This window comes from Acetobacterium tundrae (genome assembly GCF_008086615.1).
Taxonomy (GTDB): domain Bacteria; phylum Bacillota; class Clostridia; order Eubacteriales; family Eubacteriaceae; genus Acetobacterium; species Acetobacterium tundrae.
In genome coordinates, this window is record NZ_RXYB01000016.1 from 39,917 (window position 1) to 59,110 (window position 19,194).

The 19,194-nt window shown below is 37.1% G+C and carries 21 protein-coding genes and 1 riboswitch; of the genes, 18 read left to right on the forward strand and 3 right to left on the reverse strand.

The window, feature by feature from the left end; translation table 11 throughout:
• Both rnpA and rpmH read right to left on the reverse strand, forming a co-directional pair.
• Complete coding sequence (rnpA, locus tag FZC40_RS12450) at positions 1–342, reverse strand: ribonuclease P protein component (protein ID WP_148604810.1); 342 nt, start codon at positions 340–342, stop codon at positions 1–3.
• A 61-nt stretch (positions 343–403) separates the two neighbouring features.
• Positions 404–538 carry a 50S ribosomal protein L34 gene (gene rpmH, locus FZC40_RS12455; RefSeq protein ID WP_148567959.1) on the reverse strand — a complete coding sequence of 45 codons (135 nt, stop codon included), beginning with the start codon at positions 536–538 and terminating at the stop codon, positions 404–406.
• A 464-nt stretch (positions 539–1,002) separates the two neighbouring features.
• Here rpmH and dnaA point away from each other — a divergent pair, with 464 nt between their 5' ends.
• The 9 genes from dnaA (at position 1,003) to FZC40_RS12500 (ending at position 11,234) form a co-directional block, all read left to right on the forward strand.
• The gene (gene dnaA, locus FZC40_RS12460) at positions 1,003–2,358 is read left to right on the forward strand and encodes a chromosomal replication initiator protein DnaA (RefSeq protein ID WP_148604813.1); all 1,356 of its coding nucleotides are present in this window, start codon (positions 1,003–1,005) and stop codon (positions 2,356–2,358) included.
• 196 nt (positions 2,359–2,554) lie between these two features.
• The gene (gene dnaN / locus FZC40_RS12465) at positions 2,555–3,667 is read left to right on the forward strand and encodes a DNA polymerase III subunit beta (RefSeq protein ID WP_148567961.1); all 1,113 of its coding nucleotides are present in this window, start codon (positions 2,555–2,557) and stop codon (positions 3,665–3,667) included.
• A gap of 193 nt (positions 3,668–3,860) precedes the next feature.
• Positions 3,861–4,100, forward strand: coding sequence for an RNA-binding S4 domain-containing protein (locus FZC40_RS12470; RefSeq protein WP_148567962.1), 240 nt, complete (start codon positions 3,861–3,863; stop codon positions 4,098–4,100).
• Positions 4,082–5,209 (forward strand): DNA replication/repair protein RecF, encoded by a 1,128-nt coding sequence (recF, locus tag FZC40_RS12475; protein WP_148604815.1) that lies wholly within the window; start codon positions 4,082–4,084, stop codon positions 5,207–5,209. Before FZC40_RS12470 ends, recF begins: the two co-directional genes overlap by 19 nt.
• Positions 5,210–5,219: 10 nt before the next feature.
• Positions 5,220–7,136 carry a DNA topoisomerase (ATP-hydrolyzing) subunit B gene (gyrB, locus tag FZC40_RS12480; RefSeq protein ID WP_148567964.1) on the forward strand — a complete coding sequence of 639 codons (1,917 nt, stop codon included), beginning with the start codon at positions 5,220–5,222 and terminating at the stop codon, positions 7,134–7,136.
• 23 nt (positions 7,137–7,159) lie between these two features.
• Positions 7,160–9,655: a DNA gyrase subunit A gene (gene gyrA, locus FZC40_RS12485; protein WP_148604817.1), complete on the forward strand. Its 2,496-nt coding sequence runs from the start codon at positions 7,160–7,162 to the stop codon at positions 9,653–9,655.
• Complete coding sequence (locus FZC40_RS12490; RefSeq protein ID WP_148604819.1) at positions 9,655–10,107, forward strand: PTS sugar transporter subunit IIA; 453 nt, start codon at positions 9,655–9,657, stop codon at positions 10,105–10,107. The genes gyrA and FZC40_RS12490 overlap by 1 nt, the downstream gene beginning before the upstream one ends.
• Before the next feature lie 161 nt (positions 10,108–10,268).
• A complete protein-coding gene (rpe, locus tag FZC40_RS12495) occupies positions 10,269–10,919 on the forward strand; it encodes a ribulose-phosphate 3-epimerase (protein WP_148604822.1) in 651 nt (216 codons plus the stop codon).
• Between the two features lie 30 nt (positions 10,920–10,949).
• The gene (locus FZC40_RS12500) at positions 10,950–11,234 is read left to right on the forward strand and encodes a PTS sugar transporter subunit IIB (protein WP_148604824.1); all 285 of its coding nucleotides are present in this window, start codon (positions 10,950–10,952) and stop codon (positions 11,232–11,234) included.
• 170 nt (positions 11,235–11,404) lie between these two features.
• Here the strand turns inward: FZC40_RS12500 and FZC40_RS12505 are convergent, their stop codons facing one another.
• Positions 11,405–12,208: an HAD-IIA family hydrolase gene (locus tag FZC40_RS12505; RefSeq protein ID WP_148604826.1), complete on the reverse strand. Its 804-nt coding sequence runs from the start codon at positions 12,206–12,208 to the stop codon at positions 11,405–11,407.
• A 181-nt stretch (positions 12,209–12,389) separates the two neighbouring features.
• Between FZC40_RS12505 and epsC the strand changes: the two genes are divergently transcribed.
• From epsC to FZC40_RS12550, 9 genes are all read left to right on the forward strand, one after another.
• Complete coding sequence (gene epsC, locus FZC40_RS12510) at positions 12,390–12,932, forward strand: serine O-acetyltransferase EpsC (protein WP_148604829.1); 543 nt, start codon at positions 12,390–12,392, stop codon at positions 12,930–12,932.
• Between the two features lie 147 nt (positions 12,933–13,079).
• Positions 13,080–13,364 (forward strand): hypothetical protein, encoded by a 285-nt coding sequence (locus FZC40_RS12515; protein ID WP_148604831.1) that lies wholly within the window; start codon positions 13,080–13,082, stop codon positions 13,362–13,364.
• 149 nt (positions 13,365–13,513) lie between these two features.
• Positions 13,514–13,708: a sulfur carrier protein ThiS gene (gene thiS / locus FZC40_RS12520; RefSeq protein WP_148604833.1), complete on the forward strand. Its 195-nt coding sequence runs from the start codon at positions 13,514–13,516 to the stop codon at positions 13,706–13,708.
• Positions 13,709–13,711: 3 nt separating this feature from the next.
• Entirely contained in the window at positions 13,712–14,515 is an 804-nt protein-coding gene (thiF, locus tag FZC40_RS12525; protein ID WP_148604835.1) for a sulfur carrier protein ThiS adenylyltransferase ThiF, read from the forward strand.
• A 12-nt stretch (positions 14,516–14,527) separates the two neighbouring features.
• A complete protein-coding gene (locus FZC40_RS12530) occupies positions 14,528–15,295 on the forward strand; it encodes a thiazole synthase (protein ID WP_148604837.1) in 768 nt (255 codons plus the stop codon).
• Positions 15,296–15,297: 2 nt separating this feature from the next.
• Positions 15,298–16,452 carry a 2-iminoacetate synthase ThiH gene (gene thiH, locus FZC40_RS12535; RefSeq protein ID WP_148604839.1) on the forward strand — a complete coding sequence of 385 codons (1,155 nt, stop codon included), beginning with the start codon at positions 15,298–15,300 and terminating at the stop codon, positions 16,450–16,452.
• A 15-nt stretch (positions 16,453–16,467) separates the two neighbouring features.
• Positions 16,468–17,070, forward strand: a complete 603-nt coding sequence (locus FZC40_RS12540; protein WP_148604841.1) for a thiamine phosphate synthase — start codon at positions 16,468–16,470, stop codon at positions 17,068–17,070.
• Between the two features lie 41 nt (positions 17,071–17,111).
• A riboswitch (FMN riboswitch) is annotated at positions 17,112–17,227 on the forward strand.
• Positions 17,228–17,401: 174 nt separating this feature from the next.
• Positions 17,402–18,490 (forward strand): bifunctional diaminohydroxyphosphoribosylaminopyrimidine deaminase/5-amino-6-(5-phosphoribosylamino)uracil reductase RibD, encoded by a 1,089-nt coding sequence (gene ribD / locus FZC40_RS12545; RefSeq protein WP_148604843.1) that lies wholly within the window; start codon positions 17,402–17,404, stop codon positions 18,488–18,490.
• Between the two features lie 4 nt (positions 18,491–18,494).
• Positions 18,495–19,163 (forward strand): riboflavin synthase, encoded by a 669-nt coding sequence (locus FZC40_RS12550; protein ID WP_148604846.1) that lies wholly within the window; start codon positions 18,495–18,497, stop codon positions 19,161–19,163.
• Positions 19,164–19,194 lie beyond the last annotated feature (31 nt).

Genomic DNA, 19,194 nt, shown 5'->3' on the forward strand with positions numbered 1-19,194 from the left:
TTATGGCCTCATGAGATTTTTCTTATAAAACAAATGTATTAATGATTTTTCTAAACTACTAAACGGCACCAGCGTAATGGATTCCTTAGCAATCAAAATAATATCATAACCTTTTGAAAAAGAATCTTCATTGTGACGATATGCCTCTTTAGTTCTTCTTTTTATTTTATTTCGCACTACAGCTCGTTTGGAGACCTTTTTACTTACAATTATTCCCAAACGATTCTCTTTATAATCGTTTTTTAAATAATAAATAACAAAAGCTTTGTTTCCAAACACATCCCCTTTTTGAAAAACAGATTTAAATTCATTTTCTTTTTTTAGGGAACTTATTTTTACCAAAGGAATTCTCCTTAATTTTTATTAAACAAAAGACCGTTTTTGAAAAACGGTCTACAAAGAACTATGCTGATAATTTTTCTCTTCCTTTTCGTCTTCTCTTTTTTAAAATAAGTCGACCACTTTTGGTAAACATTCTTTTTCTAAACCCATGTTCTTTTTTTCGTTGTCTAACTTTTGGTTGATAAGTTCTTTTCACTTCGACACCCCCTGACTTAATCTTTATATTTATTTGTTTCCAAGCTAACAAGACTTTTACCCTAGAATTATATAGTTTTGCCCATTCTCTGTCAAGTTTTATTATTGTACTACTCAAAACTTTTATTAATCTATATGTTTATTTTAATTGTATTGTATGCTCTTAAACAATTTGTTATACTAGTGTTGCCAACATTCTGTGGATAAGTTTTTAAATTTTATCATATTGTCCACAATTATCGCGTTTTTGTGGACGAAATGGGGATAACTTGTTCATATTTTGTAAACATTCTTGTATTCTCGTCTTTTTTTATTGGGATAACTTTTTTAAATTATCCACAATTATTCTTAACTTTTACTTGATTTATTTATCTATTCACATTAAAATAGACTTCCTGTGCATAAAAAAAGACCTTATCCACAACGATACGACTTTAAATTTTTAAGAAATTGGAGGTTCATTTCATGGACACTTCGTTTAAAAAAATATGGGATTCTGCGCTTGAACTGATCAAACCTGATATTAGTCCGACAAGTTTCAATACCTGGTTTTTGAAAATCAAACCCATAAATTATGTAAACAACACCTATTATTTTTTATCTGAGAATGAATTTGAAAAAGGAATATTAGAAAGCCGCCATATTCCATTGATTACCAATGCTTTAGCAGAGGTCACCGGAAAACCCGGAACTGTTAAAATTGTCTTAAAAGAAGAAGATGCCATGATTTCTCCGGAAAACACTCAGCCTAATACATCAAACTCATTTGTTGATGATAATATTTCTTCCCACCAAAATAATTCAATGAATCCCAAATATACATTTGATAGTTTTGTAATCGGTGAAAACAACCGTTTTGCCCATGCTGCCTGTGTTGCTGTTTCAGAAGCGCCTTCTGAAAGATACAATCCGCTATTCATTTATGGTGGTGTTGGTTTAGGAAAAACGCATCTCATGCAAGCGATTGGACATTATATTTTATCTTATGCACCTAACAAAAAAGTTGTTTATGTTTCATGTGAAAAATTTACGAATGATTTTATCGATGCCATCCAAAATAAAACAAATATTGCTTTTAGAAATAAATATCGTAATGCCGATATTCTTTTAATTGATGATATTCAATTTTTAGCGAAAAAAGAAGGAACACAGGAAGAATTCTTTCATACCTTTAACACCCTTCAACAGGAAAACAAACAGATTGTTATCAGCAGCGATCGTCCGCCAAAAGAAATACCAACGCTCGAAGAACGTTTACGTTCACGTTTTGAAAGTGGATTAATTACCGATATATACGCTCCAAATTTTGAAACGCGGATTGCCATCATTCGAAAAAAAGCAGAATCATTCAGTGATGAAATCCCCAATGAAGTTTTAAGTTTCATTGCCGATAGTATTCATTCAAATATTCGTGAGCTTGAAGGTGCTTTAACGACTGTTTTCGCTTATTCAAAACTTCATAACGCTCCAATCAATATTGAATCTGCCAAAAATGCCTTAAAAGATATTTTTAGAAAAAAAGAGGATATTGTTATTACCAGTGAGTATATTAAGGAAGTAACCGCAAAATACTTTAATATAACCGTTGAAGATATGAATTCTAAAAAACGAACGCGTTCTATTTCTCTTCCCCGTCAGGTTGCTATGTATATTACCCGTGATATCACCGATCTTTCACTTCCGCGCATTGGTGAAGAATTTGGTGGAAGAGACCACTCAACTGTTATTCATGCCTGTCAAAAAATTACTGAAGATATGGCTACTAACACAGATTTCAAAAATTTGATCTTACGTATTCAACGAGAAATTAATGGAAATTAATAGATCACATTTTTACCTTTTGATCAAACTGGTTATCCACAGCTTATCCCCCTTAGCTTTTTAGCTTTTTTGATATCAGCAACGACTTTAAGGGGTTATCCACACTATCCACACCCCCTACTACTATTACTACTATATAAATATATATTATTATATATAAAAGGGGTTTTAAACAAATTACAAAGGAGGTATTTTTATGAAATTCAATTGTTCAAAAGAAAGTTTAATGGGTGCTTTAGCAATTGCTCAGAAAGCTGTTTCTTCAAAAACAACACTTCCTATACTTGAAGGAATACTTTTTAGTGTAGCTAATAATAATTTATTATTAAGAAGCACTGATTTAGAAATTGGTGTTGAAGTTAATATTCCTGCTGAGGTTGATACTGAAGGTGATATTGTTCTGTCTTCATCAATCATTGGTGAACTTATTCGTAAATTATCAGGATCTGATGTTTTTTTTGAAAGTGATGATCATCATCAAATAAAAATTGAATGTCTTTTATCAAACTTTACCTTAAAGGGATTATCAGCTGATGAATTTCCTGCTTTTCCAGAAGTTATCGAAGATCATATTTTTTCAATAGATGCTACTGTTTTAAAAGAATTAATAAAAGGAACTTTGTTTTCAGTTGCCACAAATGAGAATATTCCTGTTTTGACTGGCGTAAAAATAGAGTTGCATGAAGATAATATCAATCTAATTGCTTTAGATGGTTATCGTTTGGCACTACGTTTTGGAAAAATAAAAAATGCTGTTGGCGAAGATCTGAGTGTTATTATTCCGGCTAAATCATTATCTGAAATTAATAAGGTTTTAACAAATTATACTGGGGATGTGATTGTGAAATTTTCAAAAAATCAAATATTTTTTGAAATGGAAAATACCCAGTTTACTTCCAGACTCCTGGAAGGAGATTTTATTAATTATAAACAAATCATTCCAGTGGAAAAAACAACTCAGGTAAAGATCAATCGACGATTGCTTTTAGAAAGCAGCGAACGTGCGGCACTATTAGCCAGAGAAGGTAAAAATAATTTAATAAAAATGGATTTTAATCAGGATCAACTGATTTTAACTTCCAATGCAGAAATTGGGAATGTTTTCGAGATTATCCCAATTGAAAATATTGGAGAATCTTTAAAGATCGCATTTAATTCAAAATTTTTAATTGAAGCATTGCGGGTGATTGAAGATGAAGAGTTAATGATTCATATGACCACTTCTGTTGGTCCGGGAGTTATTCTTCCGGTAGAAGGAAATGAATTCATTTATTTAATATTACCGGTTCGAATTGCTGAAGAAAATTAAATTTATAAAAATAGTCTATGAAATCAGAATTTAATGAATGACATCTGATTTTAAAGACTATTTTTTAATTTTATGTTATAATAGTTAGGTCTAAAGATAGTGATGCAATAATTTAATCAATTTTGGCACAAATAAAGGGGATTAAAGTAATAATCTTTAATTTTTACCAAAAACATAATGAACGGGGAATAATATGCAAATAATTGAAATTAACACAGAGTACATAAAAATTGATCAACTCATTAAATATGCCGGAATTGTTGGAAATGGCAGTGATGTGAAGTTCATGATTCTTGATGGATTAGTCCGTGTTAATGGGGAGTTGTGTACCCAAAGAAATAAAAAAATAAGATCTGGCGATCTTGTTGAAATTGAGGATTATGATACCTTAGAAGTCAAAGGGATCGATAACACATGTTTATTGAAGAAATAAAATTAATAAATTATCGTAACTATGAAAATGAATGCATCAAAACCCAAGAAGGTATCAATGTCATCATGGGTGAAAATGCACAAGGAAAAACAAATCTTATTGAAGCAATGTTTTTTTTATCCCGTGGTTACAGTCATCGTGCGTCAAATGTGGCAGAACTTGCCCAATGGGATCATGATGATTTTTTTATGAGTGCACGTGTCGTCAGTGAGGGAGTAAAACATACGCTTACTGCCAAAAGTCATTTGGGAAAGCGGCAATTTTTACTGGATGGAAAAGTAAGAAAAAGAGATAAAATTAATGGAATTTTTAATACCATTTTATTTGAGCCGGATGATTTAAAAATAGTCAAGGAAGGACCTGATAAAAGAAGACGATTTCTGAATCAGGAGATATCCGGATTTAGACCCGAATATCATTATCTGCTGAGAGATTATGAAAAAATATTAAATCAAAGAAACATGTTATTAAAAAATATTCGATATGAGCCCAGTTTAGAAACAACTTTAGATGTTTGGGATGAACAGCTTGTTGAGGTTGGAACGCGACTGATGAATCATCGGATTCGTTATTTACATCGGCTTAATCGAGAAGTAAATATTCTTCACAAAATACTAAGCCAAGAAAAAGAAATTCTTTCTCTTTACTATCAAAACAATATTATTGACTCATTAGAAGATATGAAAGAAATTAAAAGTATTTTCAAAAATAAAATGAAATCAAGTCGGGAAGAAGAAATATTAAGGGGTTCCACGATATATGGACCCCATGTCGATGATATTATCATTCAAATCAATGGCAAAGATGCTAGACGATACGGATCCCAGGGGCAACAACGTTCAGCTGCGATTTCCTTGAAATTATCGCAAATAGAGATATACTTTGATAATACCGGAGAGTATCCAGTGGTTTTGCTGGATGATATTTTTTCCGAATTAGACGAAAACAGACGTAAGAGCATTATCAAGCTTTTAAATAAAACCCAAGCCTTCATCACCTGTACGGAAGATCTGTTTACAAGTGCTGATGAAATACAGAAAACTAAGCATATTATTGAGATACATCAGGGGAAGGCCAGAGAGTTTACACCAGAAAACCATGAAAATTAGGAGGAAATACATGCCAGAAAAGAACCTAGATACCTACACAGCGGACCAGATACAGGTCCTGGAAGGATTAGAAGCTGTTCAAAAAAGACCGGGAATGTATATCGGAAGCACCGGGTCAAGAGGATTACATCATTTAGTTTATGAAGTTGTAGATAATAGTATCGATGAAGCGCTTGCCGGCTACTGTAAGAACATTACGGTAACCATCCATCCAGATGATTCAATTACCGTTGTCGATGATGGACGAGGAATTCCCACCGGTATGAATCATGCTCAAGGAAAAACCGGAGTTGAATTAGCACTCACCGTTCTTCATGCCGGAGGTAAATTTGGCGGCGGCGGCTATAAGGTTTCCGGAGGACTTCATGGGGTCGGTGTCTCAGTCGTTAATGCCTTGTCCGAAAAGCTGACCATTGAGGTTAAACAAAAAGGACAGGTATTTGTTCAACATTATGAAAAAGGAAAACCTGTCGATGAATTAATCGTTACGGGAACGACAAATCGTACCGGAACCACTGTTTATTTTAAACCGGATGGCGATATTTTTGATGAAACAGAATATGATTTTGATACCTTGGAACATCGCATGAGAGAGCTTGCCTTTTTAAATAAAGGGATAAACATTAATCTGATCAGTGAAAAAGAATCACCCAAAAGAAAAGAAAATTATTGTTATAGCGGTGGACTTCATTCCTTTGTTGAATACATGAACCGGAATAAAGATCCATTGTATGATAAAATCACCTATTTTGAAAAAGAAAAAGATGATTATGCATTAGAAATTGCCTTTCAATATACAACCGGCTATTCGGAAAATATTTATTCCTATGCGAATAATATCAATACGCCAGAAGGTGGAACACATCTTAATGGATTTAAAAGTGCCTTGACGCGAACTATCAATACCTATGCCAGAAAAAATGGTTTTCTAAAGGGAAATGACAAAAATCTTACTGGAGAAGATGCCCGAGAAGGAATGACGGCGATTGTAAGTATTAAGCTTCTTGATCCTCAATTTGAAGGACAAACTAAAACAAAATTAGGAAATACAGAAGTCAAAGGGATCGTAGAAACCATTGTCGGGGATCAACTGACGGCATTAATGGAAGAAAATCCGGGAATTGCTAAAAGTATTATTGAAAAAACACTTTCAGCAGCAAGAGCCCGGGAAGCTGCAAAAAAAGCCAGAGAATTCACCCGCCGAAAAACGGCCTTGGATTCAACGGCACTTCCGGGAAAATTGGCAGATTGTCGAGAAAAAGATCCGGCTTTATCGGAAATATATATCGTGGAAGGGGACTCAGCCGGTGGCTCAGCAAAAACCGGAAGAGATTCCAAAACCCAGGCAATTTTACCTCTTCGAGGTAAAATATTAAATGTTGAAAAAGCCCGTTTGGATCGTATTTTGACCACTGATTCGCTAAAATCCATGATTATTGCATTTGGAACCGGCGTTGGTGATGAATTTAATGTTGAAAAAGCCCGTTATCATAAAATTGTTATTATGACAGATGCCGATGTGGATGGGGCCCACATCAGGACGCTGTTGTTAACTTTCTTTTTCCGTTATATGAAAGGTTTGATTGAACAAGGCTATGTGTACATTGCCCAACCTCCTCTTTATAAAATAACCCGGGGCAAACAGGTTGATTATGCTTATACGGATAAAGATTTAGAAAAGAAATTAGCAGAAGTCGAAGATCGTTCCAGAATCAGTCTTCAACGCTACAAAGGTCTCGGGGAAATGGATGCTCAGCAACTTTGGGAGACGACCATGGATCCCGTTACCAGAACTCTGCTGCAAGTTAATATTGAAGATGCTTCTTATGCGGATGAAGTCTTCACCATTTTAATGGGAGACAAGGTCCAGCCACGTAAAGAATTTATTGAACGCAACGCTAAAAAAGTTAAGAATTTAGACATCTAGTAAAGAAGGAGTAATAATATAAAATGCAAGAAATAGTAGAATTTGATCGAGTAAAATCGGTTAATCTTGAACAGGAAATGAAAACTTGCTATATTGACTATGCGATGAGTGTCATTATAGGACGTGCCTTACCGGATGTCAGAGATGGATTAAAGCCTGTCCATCGCCGTATTATTTATGCCATGAGCGAGTTGGGGCTGGATCCGCAAAAGACATTTCGTAAATCAGCCCGTATCGTCGGCGATGTTTTAGGTAAATACCATCCTCATGGCGATACGTCTGTTTACGATGCCATGGTGCGTTTAGCCCAGGATTGGTCTACCCGGTACCTCCTTGTCAATGGTCAGGGTAACTTTGGATCAATTGATGGGGATGGCGCAGCGGCAATGCGTTATACGGAAGCTAAAATGGCAAAAATTACCGTTGAAATGCTTCGGGATATCAATAAAGAAACCGTTGATTTTGTTCCAAACTTTGATGAATCAGAACAGGAACCATCGGTGCTGCCATCCAGATTTCCGAATTTACTGGTAAATGGATCGTCCGGTATTGCCGTTGGGATGGCTACTAATATACCACCTCATAATATGGGCGAGGTTATCGATGGAGCGGTTGCTTTTATTGATAATGCGGACATTACTATTGATGAGCTGATGAAGCATATAAAAGGACCGGATTTTCCAACGGCCGGTATTATTTTAGGAAAATCGGGAATCAAAAGCGCCTATCAGACTGGTAGGGGCCGTATAAAAGTACGTGGAAAAGTAAGAATAGAGACGACCAAAAAAGGTAAAAAACAGATCATCATTTCCGAGATTCCATATATGGTTAATAAAGCAAAAATGGTTGAAAAAATAGCCGAATTGGTTAAAGAAAAGAAAATTGAAGGAATTTCGGATTTAAGGGATGAGACGGACTTAAAAACAGGTATAAATGTTGTCATTGATTTAAAACGCGATGCCAATGAAACCATTATTCTAAATCAGCTGTACAAACATACCCAACTCCAGGAAACGTTTGGGGTTATTATGCTGGCCTTGGTTAATAATGAGCCGAAGGTTTTAAATCTGAAAGAAATGTTATTCCATTATTTAGAACATCAAAAAACAGTTATCACGAGACGAACGATTTTTGATTTAAAAAAGGCGGAAGCAAGAGCACATATTTTAGAAGGTTTAAAAATTGCGTTGGATCATATTGATGAGGTTATCAAGTTAATTCGAGCGGCTGCAGATGGTAAGATAGCAAAAGTCCAATTGAGCGAGCGATTCACCTTGTCGGAGATCCAGGCTCAGGCTATTTTAGATATGCGTCTGCAACGTTTAACCGGTCTTGAACGCGAAAAAATTGAAGAAGAATTAAAAGAAATACTCAAAATAATTGCCTATTTAAAATCAATTTTATCTAATGAAAAATTAGTTTTAAGTATCATCAGAGAAGAAATGCTGGAGATTAAAGAAAAATTTGCCGATAAACGTCGAACCGCTTTTGATATTGATGTGGAAGATTTTGATATTGAGGATCTCATCGAAGAAGACGATGTGGTTATCACGATGACTCATATTGGGTATGTCAAACGGATCAGTGCGGATAATTACAGTTCACAAAAACGCGGAGGAAAAGGAATAACGGCTTTGAGTACCCGTGAGAATGACTTTGTCGAACAACTCTTTACAACCACCACCCATCACTATCTCATGTTTTTTACCAATTTAGGGAAAGTCTATCGTCTAAAAGCTTTTGAAATTCCAGAAGGCGGAAGAACGGCAAGAGGAACAGCCATCGTTAATCTTCTTCCTTTGGAAGCAGGCGAACAAATTGCCACCATGATTCCGGTAAAAGAATTTACGGATGATAAATATCTCATTATGGCAACAAAACAGGGGATCATTAAAAAAACAGGATTAACCGAATATGACACGTCTCGAAAAAATGGGATCATTTCCATTAATCTAAGAGAAGGCGATGAGTTAATTAATGTTCGATTGGTCGAACAGGATGAAGAAATTGTCATGGGAACCAAATGCGGTCATGCCATTCGATTTAATTCTGAAGAAGTTAGAGCCATTAGTCGAACATCCATTGGTGTAAAAGGGATCGATCTGAGAAATGACGATGTCGTCGTTGGTATGGATATTGTAAAAGAAGATCTCTTTGTTCTTTGTGTCAGTGAAAATGGATATGGAAAACTGAGTGCTTCAGATTTATATCGTCCACAGAAACGTGGGGGTAAAGGCGTTCAAACCTATAAGGTAACTAAAAAAACCGGAGAATTGGTTGGCTTTTGTGTCATCGATCGTGATGGTGAAATTATGATGATCAATAATCAGGGCGTCGTTATTAAACTGGAGGGACATGATATTACGGCAGTTGGGCGGAATACCCAGGGGGTTCGACTCATGAAACTTAAGTCTGATGAATCTATTGCGACTATTTCTAAAGTATACAAGGAGGATTCAGTGGATGATGATGAGGAAGAAGATCAAATAGAAATCATTGACACCACTGAAAAAGAATAATGGACTCATTAATCCATGAAAATCTCATTCAAATTAATTGTTTAGTTAATGATCAATTTGATGCCATTGCCTTAGCAGCAAAACCGCTGTTAAGGCAGGGCTATATAACCGAAGATTTTATTGAAGCAGCGATAGAAAGAGAAAGAACCTTTCCAACCGGTCTGCCAACTAAAATTGGGGTAGCTTTACCCCATACCGAGGCAAAATATGTATTGAGAGAAAGTATTTCCATCGTTACGCTTAAAAATACCATTGTTTTCGCAGGAATGGGTAATCCTAAAGAAAGCGTTCCGGTTCAAATTGTGTTTTTATTAGCGATTAAAGATCCTGAAAAACAATTAGGCATTTTACAGACAATTGTTACCATCATTCAAAATGAAAAGGTTTTACATAAAATAAAAGATGCAAAAGAATCGAAAACCATTTACAATCTAATTAATACTTTTTTGTAGTGTTTAATACGATTATGCAAGATACCAGCTACCGCTATGCTAATAATGTACACAACTAAAGTTATAAAATGATTTAACTTAATTGATTTATTTTAAATTTTGGATATGTCTATTAAGTTTGTATTTTGATCTAGTAATTATTTCAAAGAAAGTGAAGATTAATGAATATTAAAATAGCACCATCCATGCTCAGTGCAGATTTTGCCAATCTAGAACACGATTTAAAGGAAGTTGAGAAGAGTGGCGCTGACTTTCTTCATGTAGATATTATGGACGGTCATTTTGTACCGAATATTACCATGGGACCGGATCAGGTAGCACAGATTCGAAAAACAACAACAATACCTTTTGATATTCACCTGATGATTAGTGAGCCGCTAAAGTATATCAATCAATTTGCAGATGCCGGAGCGGATATTATTACTGTTCATGTGGAATCTGAAGGAGATATTCAGGCCTGTATTGATGCCATTGTAAAAAAAGGTGTAAAACCGGGATTAGTGTTGTCCCCCGATACTCCGTTAAAAGTGCTTGAACCTTATCTTGATCAAATCAAAATGGTTCTTATTATGTGTGTGTATCCCGGTTTTGGAGGACAAAGTTATCTTTCTGGATGTACCCAAAAAATAAGAGAGTGTCGGAAAATGCTTGGGAGTCGTTCCATTGATTTAGAAATTGATGGCGGTATAAATTTTAATACTTTAAAAGAAGTGGTTGATGCCGGAGCGAATGTGATTGTTTCGGGTTCCTGTCTTTTTAAAGGTCAAATTCAAGAAAATATGAAACGGTTCAGAAAGATCATTGAAGGATAAGTTCTTAAAATTTTGAGGGGGATGAGGAAAATGAAACTTGTTTTAGTTGCATGTGGAACAGCCTTGGCAACATCCACAGTGGTGGCCAGGAAAATTGAACAGATTGCTCAGGAGAATGGTATTGAATGTAAGACTGTTCAAGCTAGAGCCGTTGATACCTTTAGTAAATATCAAGAGTTGCATCCTGATGCCATTGTTTGTACCTGTCAATTAGAAGGTGAAATTGATGCGCCGATCATTAATGGAAGAGCATTTCTGACTGGGATCAACCTTCAAAGTACCATTGATCAATTGATCGGGATTTTAAAAAAATAGAAAATCCTGTCTTCATAGTTGTTCATTAACATAAGAGGACGTCATTCATTATACAAAAGCAATAGGCTGGGGACTTCACCAAGTTTTGAATCCTATTTTAGTAACGAGACTTTTAGTATAGGCCATAATAAATGGGTTATCCTAAAAGTCTTTTTACTAGCCAAAAACTTTTATCGCAATTCCAGTACGGAGACAATCTCATCGATTCCGGTAAGAATATAATCAGGACGGTAGGGAAAATTATCTACCGTTTCATGAGTTGAAACGCCGCTGAGGACCAAAAAAGTTGTCAGACCAGATTCAATACCCGCAACGATGTCGGTATCCATACGATCACCAATAATGACTGTATCTTCGCTGTGAACCCCTAAACGCTTGATGCCGGTGCGCATCATTAAGGGATTGGGTTTCCCAATATAATAGGCTTCTTTTCCGGTAACCAGTTCAATCGGAGCAACAAAAGCACGGCAAGCCGGAATAACACCTTCTTCGGTGGGACCGGTTAAATCGGGATTGGTACCAATAAGTTTGGCACCTTTTTGAATTAGTTTGACAGCCTGTAAAATGCTGGCATAATTATAATTGTGTGTTTCTCCGACGATAACATAATCAGGATTAACATTATTCATGGTGATTCCTGCATCATAAAGCGCATTCAGAAGTCCAGGTTCACCGATGACATAAGCAGAGCCACCTGGGCATTGATCTTTTAAAAATTTAGCAGTAGCTAAAGCGCTGGTATAAAAATGACTTTCATCAATTTCCAAGCCAAGCCGGTTTAATTTTTCCTTTAATTCAATCGGTGAACGCTCGCTGGAATTGGTTAAAAAGAGAAAGTTCTTATCTTCGGCATAAAGCCAATTGACAAATTCGATGACACCGGGTAAAAGCCGGTTGCCGTGGTATATAACACCATCCATATCGCAGATGAAGCCTTTTTTAGCTTTCATGAGTTCTTTTAATTCTTCTTTCATTATACACGCTCCCATTTTATTGAATTACTTTTTTAAGTTTATACCCTGAGTATATAGTATTTAAGCATGAATTACATTAAAGAAAAAGGTTATTGATGTAAAAACTATTGACAAAAAATAGTGAAAAAATTATAATGTAGTAATTCCAGGTGGAATACTTGGATATTAAGGAGTAAAGATTATGTTTTCAGGTTTTAAAGCAGTAATGAATGATATTGATGTGACGATGCGTAAAGATCCAGCTGCGCGATCTGCGGTGGAGGTTTATTTTTTATATCCTCATATTAAGGCATTGAAAACCTATCGAAAAGCACATAAGCTTTATAAAAACGGTCATTTTTTTGCTGCTCGCTGGTTGTCTCAAAAAGCCCGAAAAAAAACAGGAATTGAAATTCATCCGGGAGCAGAAATAGGCGATAACTTGTTTATTGATCATGGTATGGGTGTTGTCATTGGAGAAACCACGATCATTGGAGATAATGTAACCCTTTATCAGGGAGTAACCCTGGGAGGAACCGGGAAAGAAAAAGGAAAACGCCATCCAACCCTGGGTAATTGTGTAGTCGTCGGATCAGGAGCCAAAATATTAGGAAATATTTATATTGCGCCAGGAACCAAAGTAGGGGCGAATGCAGTTGTGTTATGTGATACAACTCATGAATCCACCGCGGTTGGAATTCCGGCCCGGGTTATTGAAAAAGAAACATGGTATTATAGTTTATAAAATATAGATGATTATTGAAACCTTTTGTAACCGAAATTAGATGATAGCACAAATTTTTTCCATTTTAGCATAAGTAATTGCATGAGTAGCTGTGATAAACTGAAAGCAATGATAAAAACATGAATTTCAGGAAAGCAGAGGAACTCAATGGAGACAATATTAAAAAGATATGATGATATGCGGATACAGCGAATGATAAAAAAAATGATGAATAATGATGATATTACGCTTGAAAAATTAAAAAAAGAATATGAAGAAAAAGATGATCAACTGTTAGCTTTAGGGATCAAAAGGGAAGTGGCTCAAAGAATGGTTGATGAAGAGGAAATTAGTTCTTTGATGGTTAGACTTGAAGTTATTAAAAGAGAAATTGAAGAAATAGAAGAAGATAAAAGTAAGATGGCAATTTATAATGCCTATACAAGAAGTTGAAAGTGAGCGGGTCTTGACATTTTAGACAGGATAATATAATATAAAATTGCATCAGATAAATATGAACACAAAATGGGGTACACCACCGAAAGGGTGTCGTTCTCGTTTTGTGTTTTTTTATTGCGTTTTTTTGAAAGGAAGTGAAAAGAATGAGAGTTAATGGCAAAGAAGTGATTTTAAGTAAAAATCAAAAGCTGGTGGATTTTTTAGCAATAAATCAATATGATATTAGAAAAATTGCAATAGAATGCAATGGTGAAATATTACCTAAATCAACCTATCAGGAGGTAATACTTAATAATGAAGACAGACTTGAAATTGTAAGATTTGTGGGAGGTGGCTGAGACATGGAGTTAATAATTAATGGAAAAAAAACAGAGCTGGATTGTAACACGGTATTTGAAGTAAGGGAACATATTGGAAATCGGCAGGATATTATTATTTTGAATGGATTTCAGATTGAAGAAAACTGTAAAGTGAAAGAAAAAGACTGTTTAGCGATTATCAGAAAAGGTGTGCTCCCCAAAAGAGATGAGCTTGAAAGTATGATGATGGCCAGACATACACCAAATGTATATAAGAAATTAAAGAAAGGAAAAGTTGCGATTGCCGGGCTAGGTGGCCTGGGATCAAATATTGCGGTTATGCTTGCCAGAATCGGGGTGGGACAGCTGCTACTGGTTGATTTTGATGTGGTGGAGCCAAGTAATTTAAATCGCCAAAATTATTATATCAGCCATTTAGGAATGCCAAAAACCGAGGCTTTGAAAAAACAAATAACCGAGATTAATCCCTTTATTCAAGTGGCGGTTCGAAAGATAAAAGTAACAGAAGAGAATGTTAAAGAGCTTTTCAGCGGTTATGACGTTATTTGTGAAGCTTTTGATAAACCAGAGATGAAATCCATGCTGGTGAATACTGCCTTAGAGGAATTGCCTGATATTAAGGTTGTTTCAGCTTCTGGAATGGCAGGATATGATAGCGGAAATTTAATAAGAACAGTCAAAGTAATGAAAAATTTATATATTTGTGGAGATTTGGAAAATGGCGCCGAAGTAGGAAGAGGTTTGATGGCACCACGGGTACAAATTTGTGCAGGACATCAGGCAAATATGATTTTACGGCTGCTGCTGAAAATAGAAGAAGTATAGGGAGATTGAAAAATGAATGAACAATTGGTAATAGGCGGACACGGTTTTCAATCACGATTTATTTTGGGATCCGGTAAATTCTCATTGAAAATCATGAAAGCGGTTGTTGAAAATGGCGGAGCGGAAATTATAACCCTGGCACTGCGTCGGGCCAACATTGGCGGAGAAGAAAATATTCTCGAACATATACCGAAGAATGTGACCTTGCTGCCAAACACATCTGGGGCAAGAAATGCCGAAGAAGCGGTAAGAATTGCCCGGTTGGCCAGAGCAATGAACTGCGGTGATTTTGTGAAGGTGGAAGTCATCCGTGATTCCAAGTATTTGATGCCGGATAATTATGAGACAATCAAAGCGACAGAAATTCTTGCCAAAGAAGGATTTATTGTCATGCCCTATATGTATCCGGATTTAAATGTGGCAAGATCTCTGGTTGATGCCGGTGCTGCCGCTGTAATGCCTTTAGCCGCTCCGATTGGAAGCAACAAGGGTTTGAGTACAAAAGATTTCATCCAGATTTTAGTGGATGAAATAGACCTGCCAATCATTGTGGATGCAGGCATTGGCAGACCCTCACAAGCCTGTGAGGTCATGGAAATGGGTGCGGATGCCGTCATGTGCAATACGGCAATTGCAACTGCAAAAAATGTTGCCCAGATGGCAAAAGCCTTCGGACAGGCCATCGAGGCGGGAAGAAATGCCTATCTTGCAGGACTTGGCCGAGTATTGAATCATACTGCAGAAGCATCGAGTCCGTTAACCGGATTTTTGGAGGACTAAGGATGACAACCCAAAAAACAAACCCGATGGAATATAGTGAAGGGATGGAAATCATTGATTCAGAGATGATGGATTGTATTTTGAAATTGGTAGAAAATTATGATTACAACCAATATACTGAGGCAGACGTAAAAAAGGTATTGAACAAAGAACAGTTGACGTTGGAGGATTATGGGGTGATCCTGTCTCCTGCCGCGTTGCCGCATCTGGAAGAAATGGCAAGAAAAGCTGTTCCAGAGACAAGAAAACATTTCGGCAATGGGATTTGTCTGTTCACCCCTTTATATATTTCCAACTATTGCGAAAATCACTGCATCTACTGCGGTTTTAACTGTAAAAATAAAATTCGCCGAGGAAAACTTTCATTTGCTGAAATGGAAGAAGAGCTTAAGGCCATTGCAGAAACCGGTTTAAAAGAACTTCTGATTTTAACAGGAGAATCTCGTCATCAGTCTGGTGTCGAATATATTGGCGAAGCCATTAAGTTGGCGGCAAATTATTTTACCAACATTGGCATTGAAATATACCCCCTAAATTCAGATGAATATGCTTATCTTCATGAATGCGGAGCAGATTTTGTTTCGGTTTATCAGGAAACTTATAATATCAATAAGTATGAACAGGTTCATTTAAGCGGTTCAAAAAGAATTTATCCCTACCGGTTTTATTCTCAGGAACGTGCCTTGCTGGGGGGAATGCGCGGCGTCGCTTTCGGGGCGCTGCTGGGATTGGATGATTTTAGAAAAGATGCCTATGCGACAGGCTTACATGCCTTTTTCATCCAGCAAAAATATCCTCAGGCAGAGATTGCTTTTTCCTCTCCGAGATTAAGACCATTCATCAATAATGCGGATAATAATCCCAATGATGTTCATGAAAAACAGTTGTTACAAGTGATGCTGGCCTATCGGCTGTTGATGCCATACGCCGGCATTACCATTTCAACTCGGGAAAGAGCAGGCTTTCGGGACCATGTCATCGGCATGGTGGCGACAAAAATTTCGGCTGGCGTAAGTGTTGGGGTTGGCGGTCATAAGCTGGAAGAAAAGGCAGATGAACAGTTTGAGATATCCGATCCCAGAAGTGTCCCGGAAGTACATCATATGATTATAAGCAAGGGATTACAACCGGTTTATACGGATTATATCAGGGTTTAGAATGAGAGTGTAAAAATGCTTATTTGCGTAACTAATCGAAAATTGTGTAATGATGATTTTCTAAGCCGAATCAATCAAATTGCAATCGGAAAACCGCAGGCGATTGTGTTAAGAGAAAAAGACCTGGATTTGGCAGGATATGAAAAATTGGCGAATGCAATAAATGAAATTTGTATGAGGCATCAGGTAACCATGATTATCAATCAGAACATTGAAGTGGCTGTCAAAATGAAGTATGAGAACATTCAGTTATCGATGGATAATTTAAGGAAAAACAAAAAAAAGCTTAAAGAATTTAAAAATATCGGGGCTTCAATTCACACAGTGAATGAGGCACAAGAAGCTGAAAAAATAGGTGCTACTTATTTAGTGGCAGGGCATATTTTTCCTACGGCTTGTAAAGAAGGCGTTCCGCCAAGGGGTCTTTCTTTTTTACAAGCGGTTTGTGATACGGTTGAAATACCCGTTTTTGCCATTGGTGGGATTACAAAAGATAAACTTGAAAGGGTTTTAAAGACCGGGGCAGAGGGCGTGTGCATCATGAGCGAAGCGATGATTTGTTTGAAGCCGGAGGCCCTTGCCGGTGACTATAGAATTAAAAAAAGCAACACATATTGACAACCAGGTAGTTAGGTGTTAAAATCAAAAGCAATTAAATAGTTTGTCTTCAGGGCAGGGATTGTTTCCCTACCGGTGGTATAGCCCACGAGCCGCAAGGTATGATTCGGTGTAATTCCGAAGCCGACAGTTAAAGTCTGGATGAAAGAAGATGATAAAGTGTTTGCATGTTTATGCTTATCTTTGTTTTTTTAGCTCTGAAATGTTTATCATTTCAGAGCTTTTTGTATCGCAAAGGGGAGTTCTAAATGGCATTAAACAGACTTTTTATCAGATGCCTTGAATATTCTTATTCAAGGTGTTTTTTTATTTATTTGAGAGGAGGGATTAAGTGGAAAATCATCAAAAATATATGCAGATGGCGATTATACTGGCAAAAAAAGGACGAGGTCTAGTAAATCCTAATCCCCTGGTGGGAGCGGTTATTGTTAAGGACGACCTTATTATCGGACGTGGTTATCATCAAAAATATGGGGAACTCCACGCTGAAAGAAACGCCCTGGCATCCTGTACCCAGTCCCCTGAAGGCGCAACCCTCTATGTGAATCTGGAGCCCTGTTGTCATACGGGAAAAACACCGCCATGCACAGAGGCCATTATTCAAAGCAAAATTGCCAGGGTGGTGGTTGGAGCAATGGATCCCAATCCGCGGGTCGGGGGAAAGGGAATTGAGATTTTAAGAAAAAACGGGATTACCGTGATTACAGATGTTTTAGAAGAAGAATGCCGGGAGCTCAATGAAGTGTTTTTTCACTATATTCAAAACGGGACGCCTTATGTTGTCATGAAATATGCCATGACTCTGGATGGTAAAATTGCCACCTATTCCGGGAAATCCCAGTGGATTACCGGCGAGCTGGCCAGAGCGCAGGTACATCAGTTGAGAAACGAATACAAAGGCATCATGATCGGGGTCAACACGGTTATAAAAGACGATCCCCTGCTGACCTGTCGGATTGAAGAAGGGAGAAATCCCAGTCGTATTATTTGTGATACCCATTTAAGAACGCCGATAACGGCAAAAATAGTTGAAAGTGCTTCTGAAATTCCCACCTATATTGGCACCTGTTCCAGAGATGAAAAAAAGATGGACCAGTTTAGAAAAAAAGGTTGCCGGCTATTGCCGGTTCCCCAAAAAAATGAACATTTGAATCTAAATGATCTTATCCATCAACTCGGTCAGAAAAAAATAGATGGGATTCTGCTTGAAGGGGGCGGCACCTTGAATTACAGTGCCTTGAAAAGTGGCATTGTCGACAAGCTGCAGGTTTATATCGCCCCCAAAATATTTGGTGGAGCCACGGCGATCAGTCCTGTTGAAGGGCAGGGGATCGAAGATCCCAGTGAGGCTTTTCATTTTAAAGACCGAAAAATAAAAATTCTAGGCGATGATATTTGTCTCGAATACTACAAGAGGTGATGATATGTTTACCGGAATTATTGAAGAAGTGGGGAAAATAATAACCGTTACCAAAGGACCGCGTTCTTCCCAATTATGGATTCAGGGAGAGGTGATCATGGATGATTTGAAGCTGGGAGACAGCGTCGCGGTTAATGGCGTATGTTTAACCGTGTCCTTAATGAAGAGCAATCAGTGGATGGCTGACGTGATGAGTGAAACCCTGAAAAGAAGCGATCTGGGGGAATTGAAGCCGGGAAGTCCGGTCAATTTAGAACGCGCCATGCCGACGAATGGACGGTTTGGAGGGCATCTGGTATCCGGCCATATTGATGGAACGGGGCAGATTATTCAGATAAGAAAAGATGATAATGCGATCCTCTTTGAGATTAGCACCTCTGAAAAAATATGTCATTACATCATTGAAAAAGGATCCATTGCCATCGACGGAATCAGTTTGACGGTGACGACGGTAAATAATGAAGCTTTTCAGGTTTCCATTATTCCCCATACGGTCAAACACACGATTTTGGGTTTAAAGAAAAAAGGAGATCCGGTCAATTTGGAAAATGATCTGGTTGGAAAATATATAGAAAATTTCTTAATAACGGGTTCTTTGGAAAATACCAACGCAAATGATGAGAAAAAATCCCGTAAACTGACCATGGATTTTCTGACAAGATCAGGATTTTAATAAACTTAAATCAATATCAAAAGAGAGGGTA

What these genes read in the sequence shown, in the direction of transcription:
- dnaN (WP_148567961.1), top strand. Translation starts at nt 2,555, where the DNA reads ATGAAATTCAATTGTTCAAAAGAAAGTTTAATGGGTGCTTTAGCAATT.
- thiS (WP_148604833.1), top strand. Translation starts at nt 13,514, where the DNA reads ATGAGAGTTAATGGCAAAGAAGTGATTTTAAGTAAAAATCAAAAGCTG.
- FZC40_RS12540 (WP_148604841.1), top strand. Translation starts at nt 16,468, where the DNA reads ATGCTTATTTGCGTAACTAATCGAAAATTGTGTAATGATGATTTTCTA.
- FZC40_RS12470 (WP_148567962.1), top strand. Translation starts at nt 3,861, where the DNA reads ATGCAAATAATTGAAATTAACACAGAGTACATAAAAATTGATCAACTC.
- gyrA (WP_148604817.1), top strand. Translation starts at nt 7,160, where the DNA reads ATGCAAGAAATAGTAGAATTTGATCGAGTAAAATCGGTTAATCTTGAA.
- recF (WP_148604815.1), top strand. Translation starts at nt 4,082, where the DNA reads ATGTTTATTGAAGAAATAAAATTAATAAATTATCGTAACTATGAAAAT.
- FZC40_RS12530 (WP_148604837.1), top strand. Translation starts at nt 14,528, where the DNA reads ATGAATGAACAATTGGTAATAGGCGGACACGGTTTTCAATCACGATTT.
- rpe (WP_148604822.1), top strand. Translation starts at nt 10,269, where the DNA reads ATGAATATTAAAATAGCACCATCCATGCTCAGTGCAGATTTTGCCAAT.
- FZC40_RS12500 (WP_148604824.1), top strand. Translation starts at nt 10,950, where the DNA reads ATGAAACTTGTTTTAGTTGCATGTGGAACAGCCTTGGCAACATCCACA.
- dnaA (WP_148604813.1), top strand. Translation starts at nt 1,003, where the DNA reads ATGGACACTTCGTTTAAAAAAATATGGGATTCTGCGCTTGAACTGATC.
- FZC40_RS12505 (WP_148604826.1), bottom strand. Translation starts at nt 12,208, where the DNA reads ATGAAAGAAGAATTAAAAGAACTCATGAAAGCTAAAAAAGGCTTCATC.
- FZC40_RS12490 (WP_148604819.1), top strand. Translation starts at nt 9,655, where the DNA reads ATGGACTCATTAATCCATGAAAATCTCATTCAAATTAATTGTTTAGTT.
- thiH (WP_148604839.1), top strand. Translation starts at nt 15,298, where the DNA reads ATGACAACCCAAAAAACAAACCCGATGGAATATAGTGAAGGGATGGAA.
- FZC40_RS12550 (WP_148604846.1), top strand. Translation starts at nt 18,495, where the DNA reads ATGTTTACCGGAATTATTGAAGAAGTGGGGAAAATAATAACCGTTACC.
- thiF (WP_148604835.1), top strand. Translation starts at nt 13,712, where the DNA reads ATGGAGTTAATAATTAATGGAAAAAAAACAGAGCTGGATTGTAACACG.
- FZC40_RS12515 (WP_148604831.1), top strand. Translation starts at nt 13,080, where the DNA reads ATGGAGACAATATTAAAAAGATATGATGATATGCGGATACAGCGAATG.
- gyrB (WP_148567964.1), top strand. Translation starts at nt 5,220, where the DNA reads ATGCCAGAAAAGAACCTAGATACCTACACAGCGGACCAGATACAGGTC.
- epsC (WP_148604829.1), top strand. Translation starts at nt 12,390, where the DNA reads ATGTTTTCAGGTTTTAAAGCAGTAATGAATGATATTGATGTGACGATG.